12 protein-coding genes are annotated in these 15,491 nt (G+C 70.8%); 8 read left to right on the top strand and 4 right to left on the bottom strand.

Features of this window, described 5'->3' with window-relative positions; all coding sequences use genetic code 11:
- Nucleotides 1-93 precede the first annotated feature (93 nt).
- Both ABZ016_RS41805 and ABZ016_RS41800 read right to left on the bottom strand, forming a co-directional pair.
- Nucleotides 94-3,870: an SCO5717 family growth-regulating ATPase gene (locus ABZ016_RS41805; RefSeq protein WP_356922029.1), complete on the bottom strand. Its 3,777-nt coding sequence runs from the start codon at nt 3,868-3,870 to the stop codon at nt 94-96.
- 436 nt (nt 3,871-4,306) lie between these two features.
- Complete coding sequence (locus tag ABZ016_RS41800; protein ID WP_356922028.1) at nt 4,307-4,603, bottom strand: DUF397 domain-containing protein; 297 nt, start codon at nt 4,601-4,603, stop codon at nt 4,307-4,309.
- Nucleotides 4,604-4,902: 299 nt separating this feature from the next.
- Here ABZ016_RS41800 and rpsO point away from each other — a divergent pair, with 299 nt between their 5' ends.
- From rpsO to ABZ016_RS41775, 5 genes are all read left to right on the top strand, one after another.
- Nucleotides 4,903-5,190: a 30S ribosomal protein S15 gene (rpsO, locus tag ABZ016_RS41795; RefSeq protein ID WP_010042739.1), complete on the top strand. Its 288-nt coding sequence runs from the start codon at nt 4,903-4,905 to the stop codon at nt 5,188-5,190.
- Between the two features lie 295 nt (nt 5,191-5,485).
- The gene (locus ABZ016_RS41790; protein ID WP_356922027.1) at nt 5,486-7,702 is read left to right on the top strand and encodes a polyribonucleotide nucleotidyltransferase; all 2,217 of its coding nucleotides are present in this window, start codon (nt 5,486-5,488) and stop codon (nt 7,700-7,702) included.
- Nucleotides 7,699-9,078 (top strand): pitrilysin family protein, encoded by a 1,380-nt coding sequence (locus ABZ016_RS41785; protein ID WP_356922026.1) that lies wholly within the window; start codon nt 7,699-7,701, stop codon nt 9,076-9,078. The genes ABZ016_RS41790 and ABZ016_RS41785 overlap by 4 nt, the downstream gene beginning before the upstream one ends.
- 26 nt (nt 9,079-9,104) lie before the next feature.
- Complete coding sequence (gene dapB, locus ABZ016_RS41780; protein WP_356922025.1) at nt 9,105-9,857, top strand: 4-hydroxy-tetrahydrodipicolinate reductase; 753 nt, start codon at nt 9,105-9,107, stop codon at nt 9,855-9,857.
- Between the two features lie 12 nt (nt 9,858-9,869).
- The gene (locus tag ABZ016_RS41775) at nt 9,870-10,325 is read left to right on the top strand and encodes a hypothetical protein (RefSeq protein ID WP_356922024.1); all 456 of its coding nucleotides are present in this window, start codon (nt 9,870-9,872) and stop codon (nt 10,323-10,325) included.
- 71 nt (nt 10,326-10,396) lie between these two features.
- Here the strand turns inward: ABZ016_RS41775 and ABZ016_RS41770 are convergent, their stop codons facing one another.
- Both ABZ016_RS41770 and ABZ016_RS41765 read right to left on the bottom strand, forming a co-directional pair.
- On the bottom strand, nt 10,397-10,951 hold the full coding sequence (locus tag ABZ016_RS41770) for a hypothetical protein (RefSeq protein ID WP_356922023.1): 555 nt from the start codon (nt 10,949-10,951) through the stop codon (nt 10,397-10,399).
- 112 nt (nt 10,952-11,063) lie between these two features.
- Nucleotides 11,064-11,303 (bottom strand): hypothetical protein, encoded by a 240-nt coding sequence (locus tag ABZ016_RS41765; RefSeq protein WP_356922022.1) that lies wholly within the window; start codon nt 11,301-11,303, stop codon nt 11,064-11,066.
- A 176-nt stretch (nt 11,304-11,479) separates the two neighbouring features.
- On the opposite strand from ABZ016_RS41765, the gene thyX reads away from it, so the two are divergent.
- The 3 genes from thyX to ABZ016_RS41750 all read left to right on the top strand — a co-directional run bounded on the left by thyX (nt 11,480) and on the right by ABZ016_RS41750 (nt 15,169).
- The gene (gene thyX / locus ABZ016_RS41760; RefSeq protein WP_356922021.1) at nt 11,480-12,220 is read left to right on the top strand and encodes an FAD-dependent thymidylate synthase; all 741 of its coding nucleotides are present in this window, start codon (nt 11,480-11,482) and stop codon (nt 12,218-12,220) included.
- A 211-nt stretch (nt 12,221-12,431) separates the two neighbouring features.
- Nucleotides 12,432-13,331, top strand: coding sequence for a 4-hydroxy-tetrahydrodipicolinate synthase (gene dapA / locus ABZ016_RS41755; protein WP_356922020.1), 900 nt, complete (start codon nt 12,432-12,434; stop codon nt 13,329-13,331).
- Nucleotides 13,332-13,483: 152 nt separating this feature from the next.
- A complete protein-coding gene (locus ABZ016_RS41750; RefSeq protein WP_356922019.1) occupies nt 13,484-15,169 on the top strand; it encodes a ribonuclease J in 1,686 nt (561 codons plus the stop codon).
- The last annotated feature ends 322 nt before the right edge of the window (nt 15,170-15,491 follow it).

Genomic DNA, 15,491 nt, shown 5'->3' with positions numbered 1-15,491 from the left:
CGGCCCTCGAACGTGCCGTGGCCCGTGCCGAGGAGAACGGCACGGGCCACAAAGGGGACCGGCCCCTCGAAAGGGGCCGATCGGGTGAGGCGATTACTGCGTCGGAGGCGGAGGCGGCGGGGTCTGGCCGTCGGGCTGGGCCGGGTGTCCGGGATGGCCGGGCTGCCCCGGCTGGGGGTAGCCGTACCCCGGCTGCGGGGGCCCGGCCGGGGGCTGCCCGGGCTGGGCGTACGGCTGGCCCGGCTGGGCCGGCGGCTGTCCCGGGTGCCCCTGCTGCGGGTAGGGCTGCTGTCCCGGTGCCTGCGGGTACGGCTGGGCCGGGGGCTGTCCCTGCTGGGGATAGGGCTGTCCGGGCTGGGCGTACGGCTGGCCCGCCTGCGGCTGCTGAGGGTGCTGCGGCGGGTACGGGCCCGGCTGTCCGGGGATCTGCTGCCCAGGGGCGGGCTGCTGCTGTCCGGGATACGGGGCCTGCCCCGGGGCGGACTGACCCGGCATCGGCGGGGCCGCCACCGGCGGCGGGTTGCCGTCGGAGGTCCACAGGCCGTGCGCCTGCTGGTGGCGGGTGAAGTCCTCGGCGACCATCGCCGCGAGGTTGAAGTACGCCTCCCGCACCTTCGGCCGCATCATGTCGAGGTTGACCTCCGCACCGGCGGAGAGATGCTCGTCGAACGGCACGACGATGACGCCCCGGCAGCGCGTCTCGAAGTGCGACACGATGTCCTCGACCTTGATCATCTTGCCGGTCTCGCGCACCCCCGAGATCACGGTGATGGAACGGGAGACGAGGTCGGAGTACCCGTGCGCCGACAGCCAGTCCAGCGTCGTGCTCGCGCTGGAGGCACCGTCCACGGACGGGGTGGAGATGATGATGAGCTGGTCGGCGAGGTCCAGCACACCGCGCATGGCGCTGTAGAGCAGACCGGTGCCCGAGTCGGTGAGGATCACCGGGTACTGCTTGCCCAGCACGTCGATCGCGCGCCGGTAGTCCTCGTCGTTGAACGTCGTGGACACGGCCGGGTCGACGTCGTTGGCGATGATCTCGAGCCCGGACGGCGCCTGGGAGGTGAACCGCCGGATGTCCATGTACGAGTTGAGGTACGGGATCGCCTGGACGAGGTCACGGATGGTGGCCCCGGTCTCGCGCCGCACGCGGCGCCCGAGGGTGCCCGCGTCGGGGTTGGCGTCGATGGCGAGGATCTTGTCCTGCCGTTCGGTGGCGAGCGTGGAACCCAGCGCGGTGGTCGTGGTCGTCTTGCCGACACCGCCCTTGAGGCTGATCACGGCGATCCGGTAGCAGGACAGCACCGGCGTGCGGATCAGCTCCAGCTTCCGCTGCCGCTCGGCCTCCTCCTTCTTCCCACCGATCTTGAACCGGCCGCCACCGGCCGCCGGACGGCTGCTCTTCGCCTTCTGCTTCTTGCTGTTGAGCAGCCGGTCGGACGACAGCTCCACGGCAGCGGTGTAACCGAGCGGCGCGGCACCGGGGTTGGTCGGCTGCCGCTGGTCGTGCTGCATGGGCTGCGGCCAGGCCGCGCCGGTCCGGGGGTCGACGGGCGGCTGCTGCTGGCCGGCCTGCTGCGGCTGACCGTGCTGGTCCGGCTGACCGGCCTGCGGGGGCACGCCCGGGTGCGGGAAGCCGTAGCCGCCTTGTGCGGTGGGCGGGGTCGGGGCTCCCGGCTGCGGGAACCCGTAGCCGCCCGGGGGAGTGGGCGGGGTGGGGGCCGGTGCGCCGGGCTGGGGGAAGCCGTAGCCGTCCTGCGGGTTGGGTGGCGTCGGGGTCGGGGCGCCGGGCTGCTGTTGGGCAGGGATCTGCTGTGCGCCGGGCTGTGGGAAGCCGTAGCCGCCCGGGGGAGTGGGCGGGGTCGGGGCCGGTGCGCCGGGCTGGGGGAAGCCGTATCCGCTGTCGGGCTGTGGTGCCGGGGCGGGAGCGGCTTCGGGCTGTTGGGCAGGGGGCTGTTGTGCGGCCGGGGCGCCGGGGTGAGGGAAGCCGTACCCGCTCTGCGGGTTGGGTGGCGTCGGGGTCGGGGCGCCGTGCTGCGGGAAGCCGTAGCCGCTGCCGGGCTGCGGTGCGGCCGGGGGCTGGATGGGCGGCTGGTGCGGTGGCGTGGGCGCGCCCTGCGGGTTCCACGCGGCGGGGGCGGGCTGCGGCGCCTGCGGCTGGAACGGCTGCTGCGGCTGCTGGGCCGGCACCGACGGCTGCGGCGGTACGTGCGGCTGCTGCCCCTGCGGGTTCGGGTCCGCGGGCTGCGGCTCCGGCTGTGGCTGGGGCTGCGGCTGGGCGGGCCACTGGCTCGCGGGCGCCGGGGCCGCCGGCTGGTACGACGGCGGCAGCGGCGGCATGCCCTGCGGGGCCGGGGGAGCGGTCCAGCCGGGCTGGGCGTCCGACGCGCCCGGCACGGCGGTGTCCTGCGGGACGCCGCCCTCGGGAGCGGCGTCGGTGGGCACGGCGTCGGCCGGCTCAGGAGCTACCGGGGCCTCGTCCTCGACTTCCGCATCCTCCGAAGTCACATCGGCAGGCGCCGCATCCTCGGTCACGGTCATGGAGCTCTCGGGCACGGAGTCCTGGGGCCCGGCCTCATCCGGCTCGGCCTCCTCGGTCTTCGCCTCCGGAGCCGCATCCTCGGGAGCCTCGTCCTCAGGCGCGGTCGAAGCAGGTTCGGCGTCCCCGGGCTCGGAATCGCCGGAAGCGGACTCCTCCGCCCCGGGCACGTCGGCGGCGTCCGCCACCTCCGGCGAACCGGCCGGTGCGAGGGGGAAGTCGTCGTCCTCGTCGGTGTCCGAGGGCGCGGCCTCCACGTCGCCGCCGGAGTCCTCGCCCGGCTCGTCCCCCTCGGTCACGCCGGAGGCGACGGCGCTGTCCTCGGCCTCGGCCTCGGTCTCGTCCTTGGCCCTGGCCTCGTCATGGCCCTCGTCGACCGACTTCAGTTGCGCCTCGACCTCGGCGGCACGTTCCGCGATCTCCCGCTTCAGGGCGACGGCGGAGAACCGCATGGTGGCGCCGCTGTCCAGATCACCATTCCCCGGCTCCTCGGCATCGGGGGCCGGGGCGGCCGGAGCCTCCGGAGCGGCTTCAGCCTCTGCGGCAGCCGGAGCCTCCGGAGTGGCCGGCGCGACCGGCGCAGCCGGCGCCTCTGCCGGAGCGGGCGGCGTCCACTGCGCCTGGTACCCGCCGACGGGGATGTTCGGCACAGCCGTAGGAGAGGCCGGATCAGCCGCAGGCGCCTCGGTCCGCCCCTGCGGCTGCCCGCCCTCCGGCTGCGCGTCCTGCTGCTGCGACCCCTGCGGCTCGAACCCCACGGGAAGCTTGGGCACGGCAGACGGCCCCCCGGCGGACGGCGCAGGCGGCGTGAAGGGCGCCCCCGGACCGGACGCGGGCGCCGGGGGCGTGAACGGAGCGCCCGGAGCGGGCGGCGGCGCGGGCGGCGTGAACGGCGCCCCGGGAGCCGGAGCGGGCGCCGGAGGCGGAGTCGAGGCCGGGGGCTGGGCGGGACGGGAGGACTGCCCCGGGAAGGACGAAGACCCACCGGAAGGATTGGCGTGCGGCGGCGGAGTGAGCCCCGGCAGGGGTGGAACCGGCCCGCTGGACATACCGGAACCCCCGGAGCCCCCGGCACCACCGGGCCCGCCGGACGCACCGGCGCCCCCGGCCGGACGGGACCCGGATCCGGGCGCCCCGGAAGCACTGGACTCCTCGGAGGCCCCAGCCCCCTGCCCCGAGCTCGAACTCCCCGAGGCGTTCTGCGTGTACCAGGCCGGCGGCGCGTAGTCGATGGTGAACTCGCCCGTCACCTCTGCCGCGGACTCCGCGTCGGGCTGGTCATCGCCGGGTGTCGCCCAGCCCCCGCGGTTCCCGTCCCGATCGCTGCTCACAGTGTTCCTCCTGGTGTGGTCGAGCACCCTCATGCCGTGCTGGGGCGACCCTTGCTTGTCGTCCGACGTCGTACGAAGTCGTTCTGAGGCGTATCGAGGTCGTCCGAGGTCGTCCGATCCAGGCTCCCCCGCGCTCCCCCTGGGACGCCGACTCCCGCTCCACGGGCACTGACGTCTCGTCCCAGCCTAATCACCACAAGCCCCACCTCGGCAGGCCCGTCCACCCACGAGCGCCTGTCCACCCCGTCACAACCTGTCAAGAAGCTGCCCGGAATTGGCGTAGCCAGCGAACACCTTGGTGAACAAATAGGGCGATTGGCGTGAAGAATCGCGAACCACCCTGTCAGCCGCGCGCCTTGAGGTCACGAAAAAGCGCGACGAGGGGCTGCCGATCACCGGCTCACCCCTCGCCGCGCCCTGCGAGAACCGCGAAAAACTACCGCCCGGCCTCCGGCGCTCCGCCACGCGGCCCCGGCTCCAGGTCGAACTCCCCGTCCCGAGCCCCCAGCACGAACGCCCGCCACTCCGCCTCGGTGTAGCGCAGCACCGTCTCCGGGTCGAGCGAGGACCGCATCGCCACGGCCCCCTCGGGCAGGTAGGCGATCTCGACCCGCTCCTCGTGCTCCTCGGTGCCCGGCGCGCTGTGCCACTCGACACCGGAGATGTCGAGGGCGTAGAGCTCGTCCCGCTCCCGCTCCTTGCGTGCCTTGATCTCCTCAGCCGTCTCCGCCATGCCGCAGCGACCCCTTCCCGGCGTATCGTTCCCTGAGCGCGGACCGCCGACATACGGACGGACCCGAGCCCGCTCACCCTAGTCGCCCGTCCCGCTCCGTCCGGCCGGTTCGACAGACCACCGTGAAGACGCCCGTGAGCGCCTGGTACCCTGGTCGACGGCCGTTTGTGTACGCACCCCCGGAGCCCAGCGCCCTGGAGGCCGCGCCCAGCGGATCCCCGCCTTCCGAGTCACGGAAGCTCCCCCGAGAAGCAGACCGGGGGCACTCGGTGGCCATCCACAGACCATGAGGAGTACGCGTGTCGCTCGACGCCGCTACGAAGAAGCAGATCATGTCCGAGTTCGGTACCAAGGAGGGTGACACCGGCTCCCCCGAGGTCCAGGTCGCTCTGCTGTCCCGTCGGATCTCCGACCTGACCGAGCACCTCAAGACCCACAAGCACGACCACCACTCCCGCCGTGGCCTGCTGATCCTGGTGGGTCAGCGTCGCCGCCTTCTCCAGTACCTGGCGAAGAAGGACATCCAGCGCTTCCGTGCGCTGGTCGACCGCCTCGGCATCCGCCGTGGTGCGGCGGGCGCCAAGTAAAACGCCGTGAAGGGAGCGGTTCCCGGCAGGAAAGGGGAACCGCTCCCTTTGCTGTACGTGCGGAGTGTCACCACTGCTTTGTAGTGTGGTAGCACAACGCAATACGGACGACACAGCACGACAAGAACGAGGAGAAGCGCACCCAGCCGCCGCCGGTCCTCGGTAGTGGCCCCCGGGGGAAAGCGATCCCCGGGTGCTTCGATCGAAGACCGGCCCGCACCGCACGGAGCGCTTCTCCGCAACCGTCCCCCTGCCACACGGGCAGCGACGGGACGAAGACGAGGAGATAACGCTAGTGGAGAACGAGACCCACTACGCCGAGGCCGTCATCGACAACGGCGCCTTCGGCACCCGCACCATCCGCTTCGAGACGGGCCGCCTGGCCAAGCAGGCCGCCGGCTCCGCCGTGGCGTACCTGGACGACGACACCATGGTGCTGTCGGCCACCACCGCCTCCAAGAACCCCAAGGACCAGCTCGACTTCTTCCCCCTCACGGTGGACGTCGAGGAGCGGATGTACGCCGCCGGCAAGATCCCCGGCAGCTTCTTCCGCCGTGAGGGCCGTCCCTCCGAGGACGCGATCCTCACCTGCCGCCTGATCGACCGCCCGCTGCGTCCGTCCTTCAAGAAGGGCCTGCGCAACGAGATCCAGGTGGTCGCCACGATCATGGCGCTCAACCCCGACCACCTGTACGACGTCGTCGCGATCAACGCCGCGTCCGCGTCCACGCAGCTGGCCGGCCTGCCCTTCTCCGGCCCGATCGGCGGCGTCCGCGTCGCGCTGATCCGTGGCCAGTGGGTCGCCTTCCCGACGCACACCGAGCTCGAGGACGCCGCGTTCGACATGGTCGTCGCGGGCCGCGTCCTGGAGGACGGCGACGTCGCGATCATGATGGTCGAGGCCGAGGCCACCGAGAAGACCATCAAGCTGGTCGAGGGCGGCGCCGAGGCGCCGACCGAGGAGGTCGTCGCCGCCGGTCTCGAGGCCGCGAAGCCCTTCATCAAGGTCCTCTGCAAGGCCCAGTCGGACCTCGCCGCCAAGGCCGCCAAGCCGACCGGCGAGTTCCCGATCTTCCTCGACTACCAGGACGACGTCCTGGAGGCGCTCACCGCCGCCGTCCGCCCGGAGCTCGCCTCCGCGCTGACCATCGCGGGCAAGCAGGAGCGCGAGTCCGAGCTGGACCGCGTCAAGGCGCTCGCCGCCGAGAAGCTCCTGCCGGAGTTCGAGGGCCGCGAGAAGGAGATCTCCGCCGCGTACCGCTCGCTGACCAAGACCCTGGTCCGTGAGCGCGTCATCAAGGAGAAGAAGCGCATCGACGGCCGCGGTGTCACCGACATCCGCACCCTGGCCGCCGAGGTCGAGGCCATCCCGCGGGTCCACGGCTCCGCGGTGTTCGAGCGTGGCGAGACCCAGATCCTGGGCGTCACCACCCTGAACATGCTCCGCATGGAGCAGCAGCTGGACACCCTCTCCCCGGTGACCCGCAAGCGCTACATGCACAACTACAACTTCCCGCCGTACTCCACCGGCGAGACCGGCCGCGTCGGCTCCCCGAAGCGCCGCGAGATCGGCCACGGCGCCCTCGCCGAGCGCGCCCTGGTGCCGGTCCTGCCGACCCGCGAGGAGTTCCCCTACGCGATCCGCCAGGTCTCCGAGGCGCTGAGCTCCAACGGCTCGACGTCCATGGGCTCGGTGTGCGCCTCCACCATGTCGCTGCTGAACGCCGGTGTGCCGCTGAAGGCCCCCGTCGCCGGTATCGCCATGGGCCTGATCTCCCAGGAGATCGAGGGCGAGACGCACTACGTCACCCTCACCGACATCCTCGGTGCGGAGGACGCCTTCGGCGACATGGACTTCAAGGTCGCCGGCACCAAGGAGTTCGTGACCGCCCTCCAGCTCGACACCAAGCTGGACGGCATCCCGGCCTCCGTCCTGGCCGCCGCCCTCAAGCAGGCCCGTGACGCCCGCCTCCACATCCTCGACGTGATGATGGAAGCGATCGACACGCCGGACGAGATGTCCCCGAACGCCCCGCGGATCATCACCGTCAAGATCCCCGTGGACAAGATCGGCGAGGTCATCGGCCCCAAGGGCAAGATGATCAACCAGATCCAGGAGGACACCGGCGCCGAGATCACGATCGAGGACGACGGCACCATCTACATCGGTGCCGCCGACGGCCCGGCCGCCGAGGCCGCCCGCACCACGATCAACGGCATCGCCAACCCGACGATGCCCGAGGTCGGCGAGCGCTACCTCGGTACGGTCGTGAAGACGACCACCTTCGGTGCGTTCGTCTCCCTGCTGCCCGGCAAGGACGGCCTGCTGCACATCTCGCAGATCCGCAAGCTGGCCGGCGGCAAGCGCGTGGAGAACGTCGAGGACGTCCTCGGTGTGGGCGCCAAGGTCCAGGTCGAGATCGCCGAGATCGACTCCCGCGGCAAGCTCTCCCTCATCCCCGTGATCGAGGGCGAAGAGGACGCAGAGACGAAGGACGACACCGACAAGTGACGTCGACCAGCTCCACGGCGACGGCCCGCACCTCCTCGGAGGCGCGGGCCGTCGCCCGTACCCAAACCCTGATCAAGGGCGAGAACGGCATCGGCACGGTCCGCAAGACCACCCTCCCCGGCGGCCTGCGCATCGTCACCGAGACCCTGCCCTCGGTCCGCTCCGCGACCTTCGGCATCTGGGCACACGTCGGCTCCCGTGACGAGACCCCGGCACTGAACGGCGCCACGCACTACCTGGAGCACCTGCTCTTCAAGGGCACGAACCGCAGGTCCGCCCTGGACATCTCCGCCGCGATCGACGCGGTCGGCGGCGAGATGAACGCCTTCACGGCGAAGGAGTACACGTGCTACTACGCGCGCGTGCTCGACACCGACCTGCCCCTCGCCATCGACGTCGTCTGCGACATGCTGACCGGCTCGCTCATCCTCGAGGAGGACGTCGACGTCGAGCGCGGCGCCATCCTCGAAGAGATCGCGATGACCGAGGACGACCCCGGCGACTGCGTGCACGACCTGTTCGCGCACACGATGTTCGGCGACAACCCCCTCGGCCGCCCGGTCCTCGGCACGGTCGACACGGTCAACGCCCTCACCGCCGACCGCATCCGCCGCTTCTACAGGAAGCACTACGACCCGACGCACCTCGTGGTCGCCTGCGCGGGCAACGTCGACCACGCGAAGGTCGTACGGCAGGTCCGCGCCGCCTTCGACAAGGCAGGCGCCTTCAAGGAGCTGGGTGCCGAGCCCGTCGCCCCGCGCAGCGGCCGGCGCGCCCTGCGCACGGCCGGCCGCCTGGAGCTGATCGACCGCAAGACCGAGCAGGCCCACGTCGTGCTCGGCATGCCGGGCCTGTCCCGCACGGACGAGCGGCGCTGGGCCCTGGGCGTGCTGAACACCGCCCTGGGCGGCGGCATGTCCTCCCGCCTCTTCCAGGAGGTCCGGGAGAAGCGCGGCCTGGCCTACAGCGTGTACTCGTACACCTCCGGCTTCGCCGACTGCGGCCTGTTCGGCGTGTACGCCGGGTGCAGGCCGTCGCAGGTGCACGACGTGCTGAAGATCTGCCGCGACGAACTCGACCAGGTCGCCGAGCACGGCCTCTCGGACGACGAGATAGGGCGTGCCATCGGCCAGCTCCAGGGCTCCACGGTCCTCGGCCTGGAGGACACCGGCGCGCTGATGAACCGGATCGGCAAGAGCGAGCTGTGCTGGGGCGAGCAGATGTCCGTCGACGACATGCTGTCCCGGATAGCGTCGGTCACCCCGGACGACGTCCGCTCGGTCGCCCGCGAGATCCTGGGGCGGCGGCCCTCCCTGTCGGTCATCGGCCCGCTGAAGGACAAACAGGCGGCCCGTCTGCACGACGCCGTCGCCTGACAATCCCCCTGGTAAGGAAGCACAAGATGAGCAAGCTGCGCGTGGCGGTCCTCGGCGCCAAGGGCCGGATCGGCTCGGAAGCCGTACGAGCCGTCGAAGCCGCCGAGGACATGGAGCTGGTCGCCGCCCTCGGCCGGGGCGACAAGCTGGAGACGCTGGCCGAGACCGGCGCCCAGGTCGTGGTCGAACTGACCACGCCCGACTCGGTCATGGCCAACCTCGACTACTGCGTGAGCCACGGCATCCACGCGGTCGTCGGCACCACCGGCTGGACCGACGAGCGCCTCGCGCAGCTCAAGGGCTGGCTGGACCGGTCACCGGAGACGGGCGTGCTCATCGCGCCCAACTTCTCCATCGGGGCCGTCCTCACCATGAAGTTCGCGCAGATCGCCGCCCCGTACTTCGAGTCCGTCGAGGTCGTCGAGCTGCACCACCCGAACAAGGTGGACGCCCCCTCCGGTACCGCCACGCGCACCGCCCAGCTCATCGCCGAGGCCCGCCGCACCGCCGGCACCGCCCCGGCCCCGGACGCCACGAGCACGGCCCTGGACGGCGCCCGCGGCGCCGATGTCGACGGCGTCCCGGTGCACGCCGTCCGGCTGCGTGGTCTGCTCGCTCACCAGGAGGTCCTGCTCGGCGCCGAGGGCGAGACGCTGACGGTCCGGCACGACTCGCTTCACCACAGCAGCTTCATGCCGGGCATCCTGCTCGGCGCCCGCCGCGTGGGAAGCGTCCCGGGCCTGACCTTCGGGCTGGAACACTTCCTGGACCTGAGCTGAGCCGCTGACGTCATGCGCGCGAAACTCACCTACGCCCTCACGGCCGCCGTCCTGGTCGTCTACTTCGTCCTGGTCGGCAGCCGTGGCGTCCTGCTCATCGAGGCCGGCACCCCCCTCACCGTCACCTTCGGCGTCGCGGTGCTGATCCTGCCGGTCATCGGCCTGTGGTTCCTGTGGAAGAACACCCAGTTCGTCCGCAAGGCCAACGCGCTGGCCGCCGAACTCGACGCGGAGGGCGGCCTGCCCGTCGACGAGTTGAAGCGCACCCCCAGCGGGCGGATCGACCGGGACTCCGCCGACGAGGTCTTCGCCCGGCGCAAGGCCGAGACGGAGGCCGCCCCCGAGGACTGGCGCACCTGGTTCCGTCTGGCCGTCGCCTACCACGACGCCCGCGACACCCCGCGCGCCCGCAAGGCGATGCAACGCGCGATCGCCCTGCACGAGGGCAGGCAGCCCGAAGCGGCCTGACCCGCGACCCCGCTCATGCCGGAGGGGCCGGACCGCGTACGGTCCGGCCCCTCCGGCATGAGATCAGGTCGTCAGTGGCCCTGGTGCTCCGCGGCCCACGCCTCCACCGAGTCGGCCGCCCGGTCGAAGGCCTCCGCCCGGCCCAGGAAGTCCGCGTTGTGCGTGGTCATGAGCGGCGGCGCACCGTCCGCCGACTGCCCCGGCCGGACCAGCAGCAGCGCCTGCCCCTGCACGGTCCGGGGGAGCCCCAGCCAGCGCACCGGCTGCTGCACCGTACGCACGGCCGAGACCTGCGCCCAGGACGCCGTACGCGTGGTGAGGAAGCCCACGTGCCGCAGCCCGTGCGGGCTCACCCACACGCCCATGCGCAGCAGTCGCAGCGCCGCCGCGATGACGAGCAGCGCGAGCCCGAAGACGACCACGGCCGAGGTGAGTTCGGCCGTCGCCGCGATGATGACCGCCGCGAAGAGCACGAACGAGGCGAGCAGCAGCGCGAGCGCCGCCGCGGCCACGCGCCACGGACCGGGCCGGTACGGCCGCCGCCAGCGGTCACGGTCGTCGTAGGGCAGTGGAACGTCGTCCGCCGCCTCGAAAACACGGTCGGCCGTCAGGAAGGGCAGGGGCACGGCGGGTCCTCACTCGATCCATGCGTGGGCTGTGCCCGGTGAGGCTACCGATCTGTGTGCCCGGTCACCACTGGCGGGGGGCCGGATGGAGTCACCGCCGACCGGCGGCTGCTCAGTGTTTCTGCGACGCCTGGGACTGCTGGGGGTGCGAGTCCGGGCTGTCGGACGACAGCGCGGGAGTCCCGATGACCAGGGACCCCACGAGGCCCGCCACGACGGTCAGACCCAGCAGCCAGCGCCCGGCCATCTGACCGACGGACGGCCGCTCGCGCGGTGGGGGAGTGACATTGCTGCGGAACCTGTCGGCCTCGGCGACGAAGGCAAACGGTACGGGTTCACGCCGACCGAACATCAGGGGTGCTTCTCCTTCGGAGGTGGAACGGATCACTTTCATCTGTAGAGACGAAAGAACTCCCTCAGAGGTGCCCTGTTTCACCGACTTCATTGCGGCACGCCACCGATCGCGCGGTTTTCCTCGGGCCGTAGAGTGGCGTCGCCACACGACGAGATGGGAAGGCCCTGCCAATCGTGACCGACACCCCAGCCGACGACCCCAAGCCCAGCTTCCGCAGCGACGTCACCGTCGAGCTGGTCAAGCACACCGCGTCCGACGCGGACGTCCTCTTCGCCGCCCGCGTCTCGACCCTGGGCGAGCAGTCCCTGGACGAGCTGAAGAAGGATCCCGAGCGTTCCAAGGGCCTGATCAACTACCTGATGCGGGACCGGCACGGCAGCCCCTTCGAGCACAACTCGATGACGTTCCTCATCAGCGCCCCGATCTTCGTCTTCCGCGAGTTCATGCGGCACCGCGTCGGCTGGTCCTACAACGAGGAGAGCGGCCGCTACCGCGAGCTCCAGCCGGTCTTCTACGTCCCCGACGAGTCCCGCAAGCTCGTCCAGGAAGGGCGCCCCGGCAAGTACGTCTTCGTGGAGGGCACCCAGGCCCAGCAGGAGCTCGTCGGCCGTGTGATGGAGGACTCCTACCGGCAGGCGTACGAGGCCTACCAGGAGATGCTCGCCGCCGGCGTCGCCCGCGAGGTCGCCCGTTCCGTCCTCCCCGTCGGCCTGTACTCCTCGATGTACGCCACCTGCAACGCCCGCTCGCTGATGCACTTCCTCGGCCTGCGTACCCAGCACGAGCTGGCCAAGGTCCCGTCCTTCCCGCAGCGCGAGATCGAGATGGTCGGCGAGAAGATGGAGGCCGAGTGGGCCCGGCTCATGCCGCTCACGTACGCCGCCTTCAACGCCAACGGACGCGTGGCGCCGTAACGCGGCCCGGTTCCCCGGCCAGGTACAGATGTACGGTTCAGCCGCGCGAAGTGTCCGTATTGCGGCATTTCGAGAAGTTCATCTAGCCTGATCAAACGGGTCCGGCACTGCTTGAACCCCCGAGCAGGCAGTGCCGGGCTCCACCTTTGTCACGACTTGTCGCCTGCCCCTAGGGCAGACCCGGTCCTGAGCAACGAGTAGCGTGTAACCCATGGCTCCGACCTCGACTCCGCAGACCCCCTTCGGGCGGGTCCTCACCGCCATGGTCACGCCCTTCAAGGCGGACGGCGCACTCGACCTCGACGGCGCGCAGCGGCTCGCCGCCCACCTGGTGGACGCAGGCAACGACGGCCTGATCATCAACGGCACCACCGGCGAGTCCCCGACCACCAGCAACGCGGAGAAAGCGGATCTCGTACGGGCGGTCCTGGAGGCCGTCGGCGACCGGGCCCACGTCGTGGCCGGAGTCGGCACCAACGACACCCACCACAGCATCGAACTCGCCCGCGCCGCGGAGCGCACCGGCGCGCACGGCCTGCTCGTCGTGACGCCGTACTACAACAAGCCCCCGCAGGAGGGCCTGTACCGGCACTTCACGGCCATCGCCGACGCCACCGAGCTGCCGGTCATGCTCTACGACATCCCCGGCCGCAGCGGCGTCCCGATCAACACCGAGACGCTCGTCCGCCTCGCCGAGCACCCCCGGATCGTCGCCAACAAGGACGCCAAGGGCGACCTCGGCCGCGCGAGCTGGGCCATCGCCACCTCCGGCCTCGCCTGGTACTCCGGCGACGACATGCTGAACCTGCCCCTGCTCTCCGTGGGCGCGGTCGGCTTCGTCTCGGTCGTCGGCCACGTCGTCACCCCCGAGCTGCGCGCCCTGGTCGACGCGTACACCTCGGGCGACGTCCAGAAGGCCACCGAGATCCACCAGAAGCTGCTCCCGGTCTACACGGGCATGTTCCGCACCCAGGGCGTGATGACCACCAAGGCGGCGCTCGCCCTGAAGGGACTGCCCGCCGGGCCCCTGCGCGCCCCCATGGTCGAATGCGCGCCCGAGGAGATCGAGCAACTCAAGATCGATCTTGCCGCCGGCGGGGTACAGCTCTGACACCAGACTTGGCGCGGTCCCCCGCGCACCTGCTTCACAACTGAATAAGCGGGCCACCGGTCCCGCACCCCACCACGACAACTGCTTCTGCACGAACGTCACGCGCGCCACGTGCCCCACCGGTACGTGGCGTGCGTGGTGAGGAGAGTCTTTTGAGTCATCCGCATCCCGAACTCGGCCCGCCCCCGCCGCTCCCCGAAGGCGGCCTGCGCGTCACCCCGCTCGGCGGTCTCGGCGAGATCGGCCGCAACATGACGGTCTTCGAGTACGGCGGCCGCCTGCTGATCGTCGACTGCGGAGTGCTCTTCCCCGAGGAGGAGCAGCCCGGAATCGACCTGATCCTGCCGGATTTCTCGTCCGTCAGGGACCGCCTCGACGACATCGAGGGCATCGTCCTCACCCACGGGCACGAGGACCACATCGGCGGTGTCCCCTTCCTCCTGCGCGAGAAGCCGGACATCCCGCTGATCGGCTCCAAGCTGACCCTCGCCCTCATCGAGGCCAAGCTCCAGGAGCACCGCATCCGCCCGTACACCCTCGAGGTGGCGGAGGGGAACCGCGAGCGCATCGGTCCCTTCGACTGCGAGTTCGTCGCGGTCAACCACTCCATTCCCGACGCGCTGGCCGTGGCCATCCGCACCCCCGCGGGCATGGCGGTCCACACCGGCGACTTCAAGATGGACCAGCTTCCGCTGGACAGCCGCCTCACCGACCTCCACGCATTCGCACGCCTGAGCGAGGAGGGGATCGACCTCCTCCTCTCGGACTCGACGAACGCCGAGGTCCCGGGCTTCGTCCCGCCGGAGCGGGAGATCTCCAACGTCCTGCGGCAGGTCTTCGCCGGCGCCCGCAAGCGCATCATCGTCGCGAGCTTCGCCAGCCACGTGCACCGCATCCAGCAGATCCTGGACGCGGCGCACGAGTACGGCCGCCGGGTCGCCTTCGTGGGCCGCTCCATGGTGCGCAACATGGGCATCGCAAGGGACCTCGGCTACCTGAAGGTCCCCCCGGGCCTGGTCGTGGACGTCAAGACGCTCGACGACCTCCCGGACAGCGAGGTGGTCCTCGTCTGCACGGGCTCCCAGGGCGAACCCATGGCGGCGCTCTCCCGGATGGCCAACCGGGACCACCAGATCCGCATCGTCCAGGGCGACACGGTGATCCTGGCGTCGTCCCTGATCCCCGGCAACGAGAACGCGGTCTACCGCGTGATCAACGGCCTGACCCGCTGGGGCGCCAACGTGGTCCACAAGGGCAACGCCAAGGTCCACGTCTCCGGCCACGCCTCCGCGGGCGAGCTGCTGTACTTCTACAACATCTGCCGCCCGAAGAACCTCATGCCGGTGCACGGCGAATGGCGCCACCTGCGCGCCAACGCCGAGCTGGGCGCCCTGACCGGCGTCCCGCACGACCGCATCGTCATCGCCGAGGACGGCGTCGTCGTCGACCTCGTCGAGGGCAAGGCGAAGATCTCCGGCAAGGTCCAGGCGGGCTACGTCTACGTAGACGGCCTCTCGGTCGGCGACGTGGGCGAGCCGGCCCTCAAGGACCGCAAGATCCTCGGCGACGAGGGCATCATCTCGGTGTTCGTGGTCATGGACTCGTCCACCGGGAAGATCACCGGCGGCCCGCACGTCCAGGCCCGGGGATCCGGCATCGAGGACTCCGCCTTCAGTGATGTGATCCCCAGGATCACCGAGGTCCTAGAGCGCTCCGCCCAGGACGGCGTGGTCGAACCCCATCAGATGCAGCAGCTGGTTCGCCGCACGCTGGGCAAGTGGGTCTCGGACACCTACCGGCGCCGGCCGATGATCCTGCCTGTCGTCGTGGAGGTCTGACGGTCCGTCGGGCCGGACCAAGCGTCAACTGGGAGCGGGGCGCCTCGATTTGCATCGGGGCGCCCCGCTCCAGTAGGTTTACAACTCCTTCCGAAGGGGCACCCGGCCGACTCAGGCCCGGGAACGATGCCCGGCCGAGGAGGGGAAATCCGACTCAGAAACATCTGATAAAGTCGGAAGCGCCGGAAAGGAAACCGCGAAAGCGGGAACCTGGAAAGCACCGAGGAAATCGGATCGGAAAGATCTGATAGAGTCGGAAACGCAAGACCGAAGGGAAGCGCCCGGAGGAAAGCCGCGAGAGAGTCTCTCGGGTGAGTACAAA

Source organism: Streptomyces sp. NPDC006372, assembly GCF_040612515.1.
Lineage (GTDB): Bacteria > Actinomycetota > Actinomycetes > Streptomycetales > Streptomycetaceae > Streptomyces.
Note: the sequence above shows the minus strand (reverse complement) of the source record. Positions and strands in the feature narration are given on the sequence as shown.